The 16,041-nt window shown below is 50.3% G+C and carries 15 protein-coding genes; 10 read left to right on the forward strand and 5 right to left on the reverse strand.

All coding sequences use genetic code 11. The features are described from left to right. Positions 1-319: 319 nt before the first annotated feature. The 5 genes from IPH59_15150 to IPH59_15170 all read left to right on the forward strand — a co-directional run bounded on the left by IPH59_15150 (position 320) and on the right by IPH59_15170 (position 4,947). Positions 320-1,018 (forward strand): PhoH family protein, encoded by a 699-nt coding sequence (locus tag IPH59_15150; protein ID MBK7093027.1) that lies wholly within the window; start codon positions 320-322, stop codon positions 1,016-1,018. A 107-nt stretch (positions 1,019-1,125) separates the two neighbouring features. After that, entirely contained in the window at positions 1,126-2,556 is a 1,431-nt protein-coding gene (locus IPH59_15155) for a hypothetical protein (protein MBK7093028.1), read from the forward strand. Then, positions 2,553-3,242, forward strand: coding sequence for an HDIG domain-containing protein (locus tag IPH59_15160; protein MBK7093029.1), 690 nt, complete (start codon positions 2,553-2,555; stop codon positions 3,240-3,242). The genes IPH59_15155 and IPH59_15160 overlap by 4 nt, the downstream gene beginning before the upstream one ends. Continuing rightward, positions 3,242-3,673: an rRNA maturation RNase YbeY gene (gene ybeY / locus IPH59_15165; GenBank protein MBK7093030.1), complete on the forward strand. Its 432-nt coding sequence runs from the start codon at positions 3,242-3,244 to the stop codon at positions 3,671-3,673. Before IPH59_15160 ends, ybeY begins: the two co-directional genes overlap by 1 nt. After that, positions 3,670-4,947: an HlyC/CorC family transporter gene (locus IPH59_15170; GenBank protein MBK7093031.1), complete on the forward strand. Its 1,278-nt coding sequence runs from the start codon at positions 3,670-3,672 to the stop codon at positions 4,945-4,947. The genes ybeY and IPH59_15170 overlap by 4 nt, the downstream gene beginning before the upstream one ends. Before the next feature lie 77 nt (positions 4,948-5,024). Here IPH59_15170 and IPH59_15175 read toward each other — a convergent pair whose 3' ends face one another. From IPH59_15175 to IPH59_15195, 5 genes are all read right to left on the reverse strand, one after another. Further along, entirely contained in the window at positions 5,025-5,222 is a 198-nt protein-coding gene (locus tag IPH59_15175; protein MBK7093032.1) for a hypothetical protein, read from the reverse strand. Between the two features lie 9 nt (positions 5,223-5,231). After that, complete coding sequence (locus IPH59_15180) at positions 5,232-7,682, reverse strand: protein kinase (protein ID MBK7093033.1); 2,451 nt, start codon at positions 7,680-7,682, stop codon at positions 5,232-5,234. A gap of 271 nt (positions 7,683-7,953) precedes the next feature. Then, on the reverse strand, positions 7,954-9,420 hold the full coding sequence (locus IPH59_15185) for an NADP-dependent isocitrate dehydrogenase (protein MBK7093034.1): 1,467 nt from the start codon (positions 9,418-9,420) through the stop codon (positions 7,954-7,956). 136 nt (positions 9,421-9,556) lie between these two features. Next, on the reverse strand, positions 9,557-10,330 hold the full coding sequence (locus IPH59_15190; protein ID MBK7093035.1) for a hypothetical protein: 774 nt from the start codon (positions 10,328-10,330) through the stop codon (positions 9,557-9,559). Positions 10,331-10,346: 16 nt separating this feature from the next. Then, entirely contained in the window at positions 10,347-10,526 is a 180-nt protein-coding gene (locus tag IPH59_15195) for a hypothetical protein (GenBank protein ID MBK7093036.1), read from the reverse strand. A gap of 165 nt (positions 10,527-10,691) precedes the next feature. Between IPH59_15195 and IPH59_15200 the strand changes: the two genes are divergently transcribed. The 5 genes from IPH59_15200 (at position 10,692) to IPH59_15220 (ending at position 16,039) form a co-directional block, all read left to right on the forward strand. Then, positions 10,692-11,558: a ZIP family metal transporter gene (locus tag IPH59_15200; GenBank protein MBK7093037.1), complete on the forward strand. Its 867-nt coding sequence runs from the start codon at positions 10,692-10,694 to the stop codon at positions 11,556-11,558. Positions 11,559-11,608: 50 nt separating this feature from the next. Continuing rightward, entirely contained in the window at positions 11,609-12,964 is a 1,356-nt protein-coding gene (locus IPH59_15205; GenBank protein MBK7093038.1) for an LptF/LptG family permease, read from the forward strand. Then, positions 12,961-14,058, forward strand: a complete 1,098-nt coding sequence (locus IPH59_15210) for an LptF/LptG family permease (GenBank protein ID MBK7093039.1) — start codon at positions 12,961-12,963, stop codon at positions 14,056-14,058. The genes IPH59_15205 and IPH59_15210 overlap by 4 nt, the downstream gene beginning before the upstream one ends. Positions 14,059-14,291: 233 nt before the next feature. Next, complete coding sequence (locus IPH59_15215; GenBank protein MBK7093040.1) at positions 14,292-14,912, forward strand: hypothetical protein; 621 nt, start codon at positions 14,292-14,294, stop codon at positions 14,910-14,912. A gap of 122 nt (positions 14,913-15,034) precedes the next feature. Next, positions 15,035-16,039, forward strand: coding sequence for an HD-GYP domain-containing protein (locus IPH59_15220; protein MBK7093041.1), 1,005 nt, complete (start codon positions 15,035-15,037; stop codon positions 16,037-16,039). Positions 16,040-16,041 lie beyond the last annotated feature (2 nt).

Here is a 16,041-nt window from a genome sequence, read left to right on the forward strand (position 1 = left end):
TAAGGACGTGACAACGTGTTTAGGGCAGAATTTCGAGAAATCGAGGTACGAAAAACCGCTTGAGTGACCCCATAGAAAAAAAAGATCGAACTGAAGAGTGTCGATCCCCGCACCCTGTTTACAGGCAATAATAACCTGCTCAGAACAGTCGAAGCCAGTTTTGATGTCCAAGTCGTCGCCCGTGGAGACGCCATTACCATAACCGGACCGGAAGCCGCGCAGGCCGAGACCTTGTTCTTTGACTTGTTCGAAAGACTTCAGCGCAAAGGCGAAATCTCTGACCAGTACCTGAACTATGCGATCTCGCAGATAAAGGAATCTGGTCAGGACCGGCGACCGAGCTGGATATTTCCTCGGCGCTTTCAAGTATCGTGAAAGCCGATATTCGCCCAAAACGATCGGTCAGCGTGAGTATATTGAGGCAATCGAGAAGCACGATATCGTTTTCGGAATCGGTCCCGCCGGTACTGGAAAGACCTATCTCGCTGTTGCAGAAGCAGTTGCCGGACTTAAAGGCAAGCTCTACAATCGAATCATCCTTGTTCGTCCTGCTGTGGAGGCTGGAGAATCATTGGGATTTCTACCCGGAGATATCCGCGCCAAGGTTGACCCGTACCTTCGCCCGGTTTACGACGCTTTACATGATATGCTTCCTGCCGATAAGATAAAGAAGCTGATGGAATTAGGTGTAATCGAGATTGTGCCGTTGGCGTTCATGCGCGGACGGACTCTTAATACGGCGTTCGTCATTTTGGACGAATCGCAAAACACCACCGTCGCTCAAATGAAGATGTTCTTAACGCGCATAGGTGAAGGATCCAAGGCAGTCATCACCGGCGACGTCACACAAATCGACCTCGACAGAAAGCGACTATCAGGATTGGTTGCCATTCAGAAAATCCTCAAGGACATTCCCGAGATCAAGTTCTCCTACTTGACCGACAAGGACGTAGTGCGTCACCGCCTGGTGAAGCAAATCATCCGCGCTTTCGATCGTTACGAGACCGGGCAGAAATAATCTATGTTTGATCTCCTCCGCATAGGCATGCGGAAGGTGCGTCGACGAATCCGCAGGAGCGGGCGACGCACGGGCCATCAGGCGCCAGCCGTTTTTGGCTGGTGTTGGTGATCGCATTCGCCATTGTTTTCACATCGTTCTTGTTTCCCATGGCGCATGTGTTCGCGCCGCCGTCGACTCCGCAAGTTGGCGACATCGCCACCGATGATATCATCGCCCCGTTCGAGTTTCCCGTTTACAAGACTGAAGCTGAGTTAGAGTTCGAAAGACGCGAAGTCATCGGCTCGCTACCGGCCGTAATGTCATATGACGAAACAAAGGTCGACTCTGCATTTCGGGCATTGGATCGATTGTTCTTCCTCGCCGACAGCGTCAAACAACGGATCAAAAACGTCGAGCGCGGAGCCGATCGGCTGCGCCTGTTCTACCCGCGAATCGAGGAAAGCGTACTGCGTCGACTGGTAGCCGCGGACAGTCTTCAGCAGAAGAAGCGGGTAATCCGCAAGGCACTTGAAGATCGCTACCTTGTCGGCGTAGCGGTTGCCGATACCGCCGTACCATCGAACTACCAGACAGCACAGATTAATCGAGAATCCCGTGCTTCACTGTATGCCGCCGATCAAATTCGCGGGCTCGCGGAAAATCGTAAGGAGTTGGAAGCCGATTTGAGCCTTCACGCGGAAGATGCAAATGTCCGCGCCGGTTGGCTTTATGACATCGCTGTTGAATTCTTGGTGCCGAATCTGACTTACTCGCCGGAAGAGACCACTCAAAAACGAGAAGAAGCGTTGGCCGCTGTATCGCAAGAACGAGTATGGTTCAAAGCTGGACAGCGAATCATTGCCAAGAATGAACCGGTTACCAAGACGCATCTGGAATGGCTGAATGCACTGGCAGAACATCGTTCTGTAACAGGCGCCAAGGCCGGCCTGCTGCAATATTTGCTGCCAATACTGGCCCGATTCCTGTTTGTCGCATTTGTGTTCATGAGCTTCCTCTTTGCGTATCGCGCTATGCGCGGCAAAGATGACTTCGTATTGATTCGAATCTTCCCATTGCTTTTGGTGATTCTTGTAACGGTTGTCGCCGCATATCTCATTACTGAACAGGCTGGCATATCCAACTATCTGATACCGGTCACTGCAGGAATCATATTAGTGACTATTCTCTACGACTTCTCGACCGCGATTCTGGTCACGCTCACAGAAGCAGTGCTATTTGGAATTCTCTTCCAATTCAATTTTGAAATCAGCTTTGTGATCGTCGTTTCCGGTTTGGTGTCAGCATTTACGATGCAGAAAGTAAAAAAGCGGTCGGACTTCTATCGCGGAGCGCTGTACATATCGCTGGCTTTGGCAGCGACAGCGTACCTGCTGGAGTCGCTGAAGTTTGCGTCGGGCGACTTTGTACTTCAGCAATGCGGATACTCGCTGATTAACGCTGCGGCGTCTTCGTTTATTGCGATGGCTGTACTGCCGTTGTTTGAGTCTTTTTCTCGTTCACGACAAACATCACATTGCTGGAATTGTCCGACATGAATCATCCGCTTCTCAAGAGGCTGGCACTCGAATCACCCGGCACCTATCATCATTCACTTGTGATCGGTAGCTTATGCGAAGCAGCAGCGGAATCAATCGGCGCGAATTCACTGTTGGCGCGAATCGGAGCATATTATCACGATGTCGGCAAGATGGAAATCCCTGAGTACTTCGTTGAAAATCAGATGGGACTGCGCAGCAAACACGATGAGTTGTCGCCGACAATGTCGGCAATTGTGATTAAGTCGCACATCACGCGCGGAAGAGAACTTGCAGAAGAAAACGATTTGCCCGATCGAATTATCGCGTTCATTGAAGAACACCACGGCACGTCGTTGATGTCGTTCTTCTACAACAAAGCTAAAGAACTTCGTCCCGATGAAGAAGTCTCTGACGCTGAGTTCCGGTATCCCGGTCCCAAACCGCAGTCGCGCGAGACGGCGATCCTAATGCTCGCCGATTCGGTAGAAGCAGCATCTCGCACGTTGGATGATCCGAAACCGGCGCGCATTCGCAACTTGATTAAGCGGTTGATTACCGACAAGTTTCAATCAGGACAACTTTCGGAGTCAACGCTTACCCTAAATGACCTTCAAGGCATCGAGGATGCGTTTGCCAAGGTGTTGATGGGGGCATTCCACAGTCGCGTTGATTATCCCACGCGCGAAGAAGAAAAGCCCGCTTGATGCCGACCATCACAATTCACAACAGCGTTTCCAATACCCGCATACCCCGCAAGAGTTTGACGCAGTTGGCGCAGATGGTGCTCAAGGGCGAGCGATGTAATAAAAATGTGAACTTGATTTTTGTCGATGACAGTCGTATGTATGAACTCAACCGCGAGTTTCGCGGAAAGGAGAAAACAACCGACGTTTTGTCATTTGCTATGGAAGACGATTCTGACCCGCTCTTAGGCGAAATATACATCTCGATTCCAGAGGCGCGCCGCAATGCCGCTGAGTATGGAATCACTCCCACACAAGAGATACACAAGCTTTTCTGCCACGGATTGCTGCACCTGCAAGGCATACACCATCCGACAAAACAAAAACGCGCGATCATGGCCGCCAAGGAAGACAAGTATCTGGCAATGCTGGATGCGAGGAGCAAGCGATGATATTCGTTGCCGCGTTTTTTGCGATCCTGATTTTGTACTACTTGTCGTATGTGTTTGCAGTCGCGGCCGGCGGATTGTATTTGTCCGACCACGATGAAAAGAAATTCATCGAATCGCTTCCGGAAAAGAAACAGCAAACCGTTCAGAAACTCATGACGAATCCCAAGCGACTGGTGGTGACTGCGACACTGATCCAGTCGGGATCATTGATCGTCTCAACCATACTATGGTTCCTCATCGGCTCGAGCTTCGAAGTACCAAGCATCCAAAAGTATGCGATCGAGATTGCCCTGATAGTCATCGGCTGGTTTGTTTACACTACGCTTGTTGCAGTCATCGCTCCGAATCTCAAGCAAGAACGTGAACTCGACATCATCGCATCAAAGGCATGGATGCTCTATAGTTTTGTCACCTTGGCCTCACCGGCAGTGTCGTCAATCATTAAATTCAAAAGCAGCTTGATTGACCAGCAGGACCTCGATGAACGCAAGGAAGAAATCGTCGAGCGCGCCATCGAAGAGCTGGCTGATTCGGCGGGTATCGACGAACCGGCTATGGAAGAGAGCGTCCGCGACATGATCGTCAACGTGTTCGACCTTGCGGATTCGGAAGTTCGCGAAGTCATGATTCCGCGCATTGAGATCAAGTTCCTTGAAACGGGCACTAGTTTCGCCGAAGTTCGTGAAGTCGTAGCTGAAACCGGCTATTCACGCCTGCCGGTATGCAAAAACGGAATCGACAACATCGTGGGAATACTGCATGTGAAGGATCTATTCAAACAGTCACCGCTGCCTTCTCTTGATACGGACGTCACACAAATTGCACGACCGGCACTATTCGTTCCCGAAAGCAAGCAATTGTCGAAACTGCTCGAAGAGTTTAAAGTCCAAAAGGTTCACATGGCAATTGTCGTCGATGAATACGGCGGCACAGCTGGACTGGTGACATTAGAGGACTTGTTAGAATTGATTGTCGGCGACATTCAAGATGAGCACGACTCGGAAGAAGCTGACATTGTCAAGGTCTCGGATACCGAGTATGTGGTATCTGCGAATCTTTCGATGTATGATTTGTCCGATCAACTCGATCTGAAACTGGAGGAAAAAGAATTCGAGACGGTTGGCGGTTACATCTACGACCTCGTTGGTTCGTTGCCGGATGTTGGTCAGAAAGTCGCTTCCGATGGGATTGAGTTCGTCGTCGAACGCGTCGGTGGCCAGCGAATCGAAAAGGTCCGCGTAATTCTTCCCAAGTCAACAGAACAGCAAGTCTGAAGTAAAAGCAAAAGCGACGTCTCCGCGTCATACTCCGCAAATGGCCTGGCTATTCAGCCAATTGCGAACCGGGAGTATTACGGCAGGTTGGAGGTGGCGTGCTTGCGGATCATTTCCTGATAAGCTGGAAGATCCCACAGCGGCTTGAATTCCTCGTTCAACTTGAAGTCATTTGTCGTGAGACCTGATTCAATTGATAGGAGATAGTCGAGTCTTTCGATTGCCTCTTCGTACCGTCCACACATCACGTAAACATTGGCCATGACCATGACCATTGAAGGTCCTCACCAGTGGCATTTATCAACTGAGAGAAGGTCCATGGCTCGATGCCCCATTTCAACTGCCCGGTCGCATTCCCCTAATATTGCGAGCACCCCTCCGAGAGGAGAAACAAGATGGGGGTCATCGGGCTGGTCATCAATGGCAATTTCAAGAAGTTGTCTGGCCGAATCGGCATGCGCGAGAGACAGCGCCGAATCACCGCGTAATCGGTACATAAAGCTCACGCTCAGGTGAAAATCCTGGGGCTTTGCTTCGTTTCGAAGTTCGCGCAGATGGCGAGCAAAGAGTGAATCAATGGGTAGATCAGGAAGACGTCGGAAAAACAGCCACGAATTCTCCGAAAACAGACTCAGAGTATCAACGTGTTTAAGGGTCTGCCGGGCAAGTTGCTCCATCTTGTCCAGGTCGCCATAGCGTGTCCCGTAGTAATTGATTCTTGAAGTATAGTGGGAAGACCTGGTTGGTTCTAGCGCAATGGCGCGATTGATTGATGCTTCCACCTCGTCAAAGGAGCGGGTAAGACCGAGACAACCAGCCAACTCCATATGCCTTCGCGCTTCAAGTGGATCAAGCTCGGCGGCACGGCGATAATTGCTTTGCGATTCCGAGAATCTACCTTGGCGCATCTGAACGAACGCTATGCCGGCTAAGAGTTCGGGATCATTGGGGAGTTCCGATTTGGCAATCTCAAATTCTGCCAGCGCCTGATTGTAGTCAGTTTCGATTACATTGTAGTAGGTCCCGAGTGCGCGGTGACCTTGAGGAAGCTTTGCATTTAGCTGCAACGCCTTTTCGGCTGCCTGACGTGCTACTGCTTTCTTCTCCGGCGAGCTCAATTCATAACCGAGCCAAGTATAGGCAATTGATCTTTCCGCGTGAGCCAAAGCAAACTCGGGATCCAGCATCACAGCACTGTCAAAATAAGCCGCGTAGGTTGTCCTCGCCTTAAATCCCTGGTCGGTTTGTCGGTAGCCGCTGATTCCTTTAAGGTAATACTCATATGCTCGCTCATTGCTCGTCGGTTTATCCGCGAGTTTTTCACGCTCTGGTTCAAGAAGCGTCAATCCAAGTTGGTCGACGATCTGTGAGGCGATTTCCGCTTGCACAGCGAATACTTCCATTAATGCTCGCTCGTAGTTGTCAGCCCACATGTGGCGATCATCCGACACTCGAATAAGTTGTGGCGTAATTCTGACCTTAGTCTGTCCGCCTGACTTTGCCCATCGTATAGTTCCCTCAAGGACGTAATTTACTCCAAGCTCGCTTCCGATCTGACTTAGGCTCTTCCCAGATTTCTTGTATTGCATCGCACTCGTACGGGAAATCACGCCGAGACCTTCAATACCGGCCAGGCGGGAAGTGATCTCTTCAGTCATGCCATCCGCGAAATATTCGTCATCGGGACTTCCCAAGTTCTCAAATGGCAAAACCGCAATCATCGGCATGGCATTGGTTGTCTCTGAATGACTCGATTGAGACCGCGGGATCAAGTAGACGGCCAAAACTACCACAACAACGACTATCGCCGCTCCGACATACACTTTAAGGTGTGATTTGACCGCTTTGGGCGGAGGGTGACTTCCGGTCTGCTGTGAGTCATAAGCGAGCCGTTTCAGATCAGCAATGATATCTTCAGCCGTCTGATATCTCATCTGACGGTCTTTCTCAAGCAGCTTGTCGAGAATTTGCTGAAGCTTTTGCGGGATGTCCGATTTGTAGCGCCCTAGTGGTTCCGGTGTATCCTGCATTATTGCCCTAAGAGTTGCGCCTTCGCTGTCGCGCCGGAAGGGCGTGCGCCCTGCGAGCAATTCATAAAGAACGACACCAAAGGAAAACAGGTCTGATCGCTGGTCAATATCTCGTCCTGAAACCTGCTCCGGCGACATGTACGCTACGGTGCCGAGCGTAGAGCCGGTCTTCGTCAACTTGTCGTCCCCGGCAACGGCTGCCAGACCAAAATCAAGCAATCGAGCCCGTCCCTTGATATCAACGATGATGTTGGTGGCTTTGATATCCCGGTGAATTACGCCGGCGCGGTGCGCCTCGCCGATTCCCTGGCACACTTGAATGGCGTAATCCACAACCGTGTCGAGCGGCAACGGTTTTTCGTGGGCGAAGTGATGAAGTAAATTCCCTTCGACATGTTCCATCGCAAAGAATGGCCTGCCGTTGAATTCGCTTACATCATAGATCGTGACAATGTTAGGATGATTCAGCTTGGCAACAGCTTGTGCTTCTCGCAAAAACCGGGTCTTGATTTCTTCATGTAACACAAGATGGGATGGCAGAAATTTCAGTGCGACGTTTCGCTTGAGTCTGGTATCCTCGGCGAGAAAGACTTCACCCATTCCTCCGGCACCGATTTTCTCAATGATCCGGTAGTGCGAGATCATCGTTCCGCTTGTCAGAGCAACGTGAGCTCTTGTCTTGTCGTCTGAATCGTCTATTGGCACTATTAACTAAATCCCGGTTTCGGTAGTGAAAGTGAGTCCATATTCAATCATCGACTAAGAAGATACATTGTTTCAACATTTAGGGCAACAAGTTACGGGGCCGGTGCTGTCGATTATGGACTAAAGGGAGAATCGGTGAACCGTCACTAACTTAAAGAGACTGACGGGCGGGAAACAGATTGATCGTTGCGTATGTGAACCAAAGAAAACGGCGGGAATTGCTTCCCGCCGCATATCTATCCAATCTTCTATTAAGAGGACGGTACGAAGTTTAGTCTTCGCCTTGGGCCTTGGTGAAGCCATCCTTGTCGTCAAAGATTTGCAGCTTCTCAATATGTCCCCATGTGAACTTGCCGCTCATCTTTTGCATAATCGCGGCGAGTACCTCGTCGGTCATGTCCTTGCCGGCATCACGCATTAAGATACGACAAGTGAAGGCATCAACCGTGTCGGTGATCGTTCCCATTGAAGGATACAGCTTGGTACCGCGGCTGGAGACCATCTTCAGCTTGAGCGGAGTGCCTTCGAGGACGGCTTCCATACCTTTGCCGAGTGCGTCTACTGATTTACCCCATTCGACGAAGAGGTCAAGTCCGACGACCTTGCGCGTCTTGGCAACCACGAAATCTGGTCTGGAGGAAACATCGGGCATCTTGATCGGCTTATGGTCGCGGATCTGTACCTTTGACGGTTTCTTGCCGTAGTTGGCAATGATCGCGTCAGTGTAAGCAGTGGTCGAAGCAGCCTTGGCGTCGCCGACGACATCGCGCGGCATGACTTTGCCTTCCTCGAGTGTGAAGAGCACGGCGTTTTCAATCGTTGCGGCTTCGGTGAATAATCCCATGTACCGAAGCATCATCACTGCGGAGAACACGACCGCGGTCGGATTGATGACGTTCTTGCCTGCATACTTCGGCGCCGATCCGTGAACGGCTTCAAAGATGGCGATATCGGTGCCGAGATTTGCCGACGGGGCGAATCCAAGTCCACCGATCAATGCAGAGCTCAAGTCGCTGATGATGTCGCCATTCATGTTGGTCGTGATGATGACATCAAACTGTTCCGGCTTCTTAACGAGCTGGTGAGCGCAGTTATCGATAATGATGTGGTACGATTCGATATCCGGATACTCTGGTGCGATCGCCTCGAATGCGCGCTTAAGCGTGCCTTCAGTGAACTTCATGATATTGGCTTTGGTGGCGCAATGAACGGTCTTGCGGCCTTCGGCGCGTGCAACTTCAAATCCAAGGCGGACGATCTTCTCGCAACCTTTGCGCGAAATCAGCTTGAGACACTGAGCGACGCCCGGTGTCTGCATATGCTCGATACCGGCGTAAAGATCTTCGACATTTTCACGAACAACAATAAGATCAACGCCACGGCCAGTGTATGGAGTCGTGACTCCCGGAATTTCTCTCGCCGGACGAATGTTGCCGTAGGTTTCGAACAGTTTGCGCAGTGTGACATTTGCGCTCTTCTCGCCATAACCGATCGGCGTGCCAAGGGGGCCCTTCAATACGAGGCGCGTCTTCTTGATCGACTCGATCGTTTCGGGAGTAACGCCGGAAGGGATACCCTGCTTAAAAACGCTTTCACCGGCAGCGCGCTCTTCCCAGGCAATCGGAGCACCTGTAGCTTCGATCATTTTCTTCGCCGAGTTAACGCACTCAGGTCCGATACCGTCGCCGGGAATCAGGGTGATTAGTACTTTACCATCGGGTGTTTTGTACGGTGACATTTTAAACCAACCTTATCATTTGTGTCGAAGTCAGTGACTTCAAACGTTTCAGACGGTCGCGTTTTGCAAGCGCCGCAGGAACGAAGCAATTTACACGAAAGTTGCTTTCACCAAAAGGAAATCTTGAAGGTGGGAATTAAAATAATTGATGATTTATTCTATGATTAGACTTGACCAGATTCAGGAAATCGGCGACAATTTTCCTATCGATTGCTGGAAGCGGGTGTTCATCCAGACTATTCAGCATAACCCAAGAAACATTGCCCATCTTGAGTCCAATCTTGCCTTGAAGTTCGACAACTATTGGCGTGAGCCGATCAGAGTATTTGGTATACTTGTGTGTCCTAACCTTAAGTCTTCCTATGATTTCGAACTTATCGTGTCCTCTTAAGTGCAGGAATTTGCTGGCCGCAAACTTCGGCGACTTCCCAGAATAAGCAATCCGCGGCAGAGACTTCATTCCGGCAAACAGACCGCTGAGATTTTCTTGAAGTAGGATTTTGTCCCTGTATTGAAGTATGAACACCAGTGATCGCCTCTCAATTGTTGCCTTTGACAACTTCATCGGAATTTCCGATTGGATACCGAGTTCATTCGCTCGGCACTTGCTCTTGATTGGACATCGCTCACAGATCGGATTTCGCGCCCGGCAGATTGTCTGGCCGAGTTCCATCATCGCTTCATTGAATTCACCCGGCTTCTTCTTGGAAATCACGACTTGAAGGAATTCGCGGATTTTCTGTGAAGTCGCGTGGTCCTCTGTTTGAATTGCGAGAATGCGACTTACCACTCGACGTACATTTGCGTCGAGAACCGGATATGGCTTCTTGAAGGCGATGCTCATAATCGCCGATGCCGTGTAGTCACCGATTCCGGGAAGACCGACAAGTTCATCGAATTGTTGTGGCAATTTTCCGTCGTACTGCTCAACCAGATACCTGCGCGGCTTTGCGCAAATTGCGCGCACGTGAGTAGTAGCCGAGACCTTCCCATTGACGCAGAACGTCCTTCTCTGGAGCGTCTGCCAGACTTTGAACGTCGGGAAACTTCCTCATCCAGGCAGTATAGAAAGGTATGACTGCCGCAACAACGGTCTGCTGAAGCATAACTTCCGCAACCCAAATCGAATATGGTGTGGGATTGAGACGCCACGGATCGGGTCGCTTGTTTCGAGCAAACCAACGAAGTAATAATGCTCGAATGGTTGGGGCACTGTCGGGTCTAATTGGTGTGCGGGACATAACTGAGATTCTACTCGAAGTCTGACTGATATGTTTGTGCTTGACGGCTACCGACATCTGCTGTACACTGGCGATGCCTCCGACAGATCACATTATAAGTATCAAGCAAGTTTGCCGGAATGGTGTGTAACAGGAGATTCATTGGAAGTCTGGACATATACCTTAGTCAGCGTCGCAGTGGTGAGTTTGATTTCGCTGGTTGGCGTCTTTACGATGTCGCTATCACGCGATCGACTCCAACGAATCACGCTCTATCTTGTAGCATTTGCGGTCGGCGGATTATTCGGCAATGCGTTTATTCATCTGCTTCCCGAGGCCTTCCATCACAGCGAGTCATCGATAACCACGTCGCTGCTGATAGTTGTCGGGATCATGATCTTCTTCGTTTTGGAGAAGTTTCTTCGCTGGCGGCATTGCCACGTGACTTCGCATCAGCATACACATCCAATGGCTACGCTGAATATTGTCAGCGATGCCCTGCACAATCTAATCGACGGCGTGCTGATCGGCTCGACATTCCTGGTGAGTATACCGCTGGGGCTGACCACATCAGTAGCAATAGTACTCCATGAGATTCCTCAGGAAATTGGTGACTTCGGCATTCTAATTCACAGCGGCATGACGGTTAGGCGCGCTTTGATCTTTAACTTCCTGTCAGCTTCTGTTGCCATGGTCGGGGCAATAGCCGTGCTGTCTCTTGGACCGAGTATCGGGCATCTTACTGAAGCGATGATTCCGGTTACTGCCGGTGGATTTCTTTACATTGCCGGTTCCGACTTGATTCCAGAGCTTCAGCACGACGTTAAGCTCTCCAATTCGGTTGGTCAGTTTATCTGCATTATACTTGGGGTCGCAGCAATGGCGCTGTTGGTCGGACTGAGCTCTCACTCTCATTGAGCGCAACAATTTCCCTTGCCGATGCCTAAGCGACAGTTGTAGAATGTTCTGTGTGGATTCTAACGCGCTACATCCTTAGGGAGCATCTCGGTCCCTTCTTATTCGCCTTCTTCATTATTACATTTGTCCTGATTATCGATTTCATCCCGCGCATGCTGGAACTGATTATCGGCAAGGATTTGTCAACTTGGACCGTTGTCAAGTTTCTCGTATTGAATCTCGCTTGGATGTTGGCATTGGCAGTTCCGATGGCTGTATTGGTAGGAACATTGATGGCCTTTGGCCGGATGACTGGCGACAAAGAAATACTCGCTATCAAATCGCTGGGAATAGACATTTTCCGGCTGATGATCCCGGTCGTAGTTGCGGCTTCATTGATTGGCGGCGGATTGATTTGGTTTAACAACGATGTCTTGCCTGAAGCCAATCACATGGCATCGAATTTGAGAAGCGACATTGGCAGGCTACGCCCTGCTCTTCAGATTCAACCCGGCGTCTTCGTGGATGACATCCCCGGATACATCGTCTTAGTGGAAGACATTGACCACAAGACATCTAGGATCAAGGGTGCGGTGATATATGACCGCACCAATCAGAATCTAAATCGCACGATAACCGCCGATTCCGGAACAGTTGAATTCTCTCCTCGCGACGAAATGATCACGTTTCATCTAATGAGCGGACAAGTACACGAACAGGATCGCGACAACGCCCGTGATTATCGAATCTCTGCCTTTCGTTCGCAAACATTCAAAGTTGGAAATCTCGACACGCGATTGAAAGAAACCCAGCAGGACTATCGCGGTGACCGCGAGATGTCGGCGCCGCAGATGCTTGAGAAGGTGCACGCCTGGGAAAAGGAAATTGCCGACTATCGCAATGCCGTAGTACTCGACACTGATTCTTCACTCTTGACTGTATTGAGCGCGCCGGCAAAGTTCGTCGAAGGTGACAATCGCGGTGCCCGCGAGTGGCTCACCTACGCCGTCGGACAGTCCTATAACAAGATTGTTCAAATGACGCGGTTGTTCAAGACTCGGCGAACACAAATAGCGACGAACATCAAACTGATCTCCAAGTATGCAGTGGAGATTCATAAGAAATACTCACTTCCGGCGGCTTGTTTGGCGTTTATCCTGATTGGCGCGCCACTTGGTGTCGTAAGTCGCGGCGGCGGTATGGCGCTTTCAGTTGGTATCTCAATCGGTCTCTTCACAGTCTATTGGGCATTTCTCATCGGCGGTGAACAGCTTGCAGATAGATTGGTGATTCCGGCGTGGGTGGCAATGTGGACGGCAAACATTCTGATGGTAGGCGTCGGGTTGATTCTTATCTACTGGGTGCGAAGCGAGAAAAGTTTTCTGGCGGCACTGCAGACGATCTTCTGGCGGAGCAAGCGCAGTTGAGCATACTCGCCCGATATCTGCTCAGGCGCTTCTTCCTGACATTCTTTGTCGCTATAGCCTGCTTTATTCTGATCTTCGACCTCGTCAATCTAGTTGAGAATATCGGCAAGTATGTTGAGTCCGGCGCGAAGGCGTCGGATATTGCGCTTTATTATCTGTATTTCACCCCATTCATTGTAGTTCTGACCTGCCCGATAGCGACGCTTCTGGCGGCGATTTTCTCAATAGGTTTGTTGGCAAAGACAAATGAACTGACTGCCATGAAAGCGGCCGGCATTTCAATCTATCGTATTGCCGTTGTTCTTATGACGGCCGGTTTCGTGATTGCCGGCGGGCTGTGGGTATTTGGCGAGCTGGTTCTTCCGGAGGCCAATCATCAAAAGAACATCATCAAGACTGAACGCATTGAACGACGCAAAAGCGAAAGCGCCGGAGTTTATCGCAATCAGTTGTTCCAGGGTCTCGACGGACGTATTTTTCAGTTTGGCAATTACGTGTCCAAATCGGCCACCGGCGAGGATGTGCTGATTCAGACTTTTGCCGGTCGATCACTGAAGCAGATCATCACAGCGCAAAAGCTCGAATGGCGTGATTCTGTTTGGGTTGGCACAGGTGTGGCAGTCAAGGAGATAGGCGATCTTGATTCGGCAAGCCAACCGATTATGTCGATTACTCACGATTCGATGACATTCATCGGATTTCGCGAAGAGCCGGGTTTCTTTGAGGATTGGTTCACCCGGCAGGATGCTTACTCGATGGATTACTTCAAACTGCAGCGGTTTATCGCTGTTAGTCGTGCACTCGGTAAAGATGTCACACCGCAAACGGTGGACCTCTATAATAAGACTTCGTTCCCACTGATCAATGTGATCATCATTCTTATAGGTGTGGCATTGGCGTCAAATCCGCGCCGTGCGGGCATTGGTATCAGTTTCGGATTGTCGATGGGAATCTCGTTCGTGTTTTTCACTATGGTAAAAGTCGCTATTGAGATGGGACACAACGGGATTATCTCGCCATTGGTTGCTGCCTGGGGCACTAATGCTGTGTTCTTTGTGCTGGGACTTTTCCTACTCCTTCGAGTTCCCAAGTAAACTGCTTCTGAATCTTTGTTCACGTCATTGCATAGTCTGCAGATGAAAGTGCAATCGCGCGCATAGTGTGCATTGCAGCTTCTTCGGGCATTTTTTCGCCTGGCGCCCGTAACCCCTTTATCCTCAACACAATTCCTTACCTCCCTGCGTCTGTTGGCGGAAATTCGCGCTCGGCACAGCTATTGCGTAAGAGTGTCTTCGTGAACGATAGAGAGGGAAGGAGAAACACTACAATGATAGCAACAGACATGAAGAGAGGATTCGCCGCAAACCGCTTCGAGAAGAGCGTTGAGCCGCGAGTGAAGAAGGACGATGGAGGTTACTTCATCTACACCCTGAGTGAAAATGTAAAGGTCTACTTCGAGGACTATTACGGATTCCTGGAACAAGTTGAAACACGCGCCCTCGCAGACCTTAAAGATGTCAAAGTGAAACTGTCTGAGTTGCAGCCGCACCAGAATGAACTGCATGCTTATCTCTATGCCCGGAAAAAGGTCATCGAAGTTCTTCTCCGCACGGTGTATGACTTCTACAGCGAAGGCAACAATTTCGGCGTCGTAATGTCACCCTGGTGCTTCGGTACTGTCGTACTCGAGAAGGTCGAAGCCTATCGCGATAAACTCAGCAAAGGCAATGCCACCGACGACGATCTGCCGGAATACACCTACGATGTCGTGCGCTATCTCGACGAGATCTACCGCAAAACGTTGCTGGATCTGTTCGATTTTCCGGAAAAGGCGTTTTCGATGCGCTGGCAGTACTCCGAGCTGTTGAAAAGATACTCAAAAGCCCTCACCAATATTACTACCTCGCTGCAGTCGGTCATGATGTTAGTCAAGAGCTACGGCAGCTGACAAATTCCTCCTCTTTAGTGTAGCCTGTTGGCCCCTCCCTTTCTGTGGACCGGTCCTGCCAAGTGCAGGGCCGGTTTTTTTTGGTTTCAAGTAACCGTAACCCTTTGTCGATACTTCTCTTGATGCTCTCGCAATCAGAACATTTGCTGAAGAAGCGCCAGGAGGCTGGTCAGCCGGCGTTTATCCCCATTCATGTCGAATCGCTGCGAATCGACAAGATACTGGGATTCGATATCTACATCTACGTCGGCCGTGAACTGGTTTTGTATCGCTCGCAAACGCTTCCCTTTACCTATGAAAACCTCGAGCGACTGCGTGAGAACAATGTCCAGCATATCTACATCGCCCACGATTCCAAAGCGGCATACCAACGGTACATCGAAGAGAACATGTCGGACATCCTATCTGACCCCAAGATAGAAGAAGTCAAAAAAGCTGAGATTCTTTACGACACGTCGAAAGCGCTGATTAAGGACGTTCTCGCCAATCCGACTTACTCCGAGAACATCAAACGCAGTCAGGGGTTGGTCGAGAATACTATCGACTACATTCTCAAGGGGCGCGATGCGTTCTTGAGTCTGATGAAGATCACTTCGTTCAACTACTACACGTACACGCATTCAGTAAACGTGGCGACGTTCTCGTTAGCGCTGGCTCGACAACTCGGAATTGATGATCGAAACGAACTTACTGTGCTCGGAACCGGAGCGCTTCTGCATGATGTCGGCAAGAGCAAGGTACCGGAACGGATACTCACAAAGCGCACTTCGCTGAATCGCTCTGAATTTGAAATCATGAAGAAACATCCCGGTTGGGGCGGCGACATCTTGCGGGAAACAGATCTGATTCACGAGGAATCCTATTACCCGGTCCTGCATCACCACGAGCGAATCGACGGCTCAGGCTATCCATTCGGGCTGGTCGAGGCGGACATGCACCCTTACAGCCGGATAGTTGCCATCGCCGACGTCTTCGATGCACTTACTACGGAGCGAGTCTACCAATCAGCTATTGAGACATTTTCTGCTTTGAAGTTGATGCATGGAATGAAAAACAACTTTGACCCGCAACTGTTGCGCGAGTTCACTGTTCTTATGGGACCGGATAGTCCCGGCCTTCGCTACTAATC

The organism is bacterium (assembly GCA_016708315.1).
Taxonomy (GTDB): domain Bacteria; phylum Zixibacteria; class MSB-5A5; order CAIYYT01; family CAIYYT01; genus JADJGC01.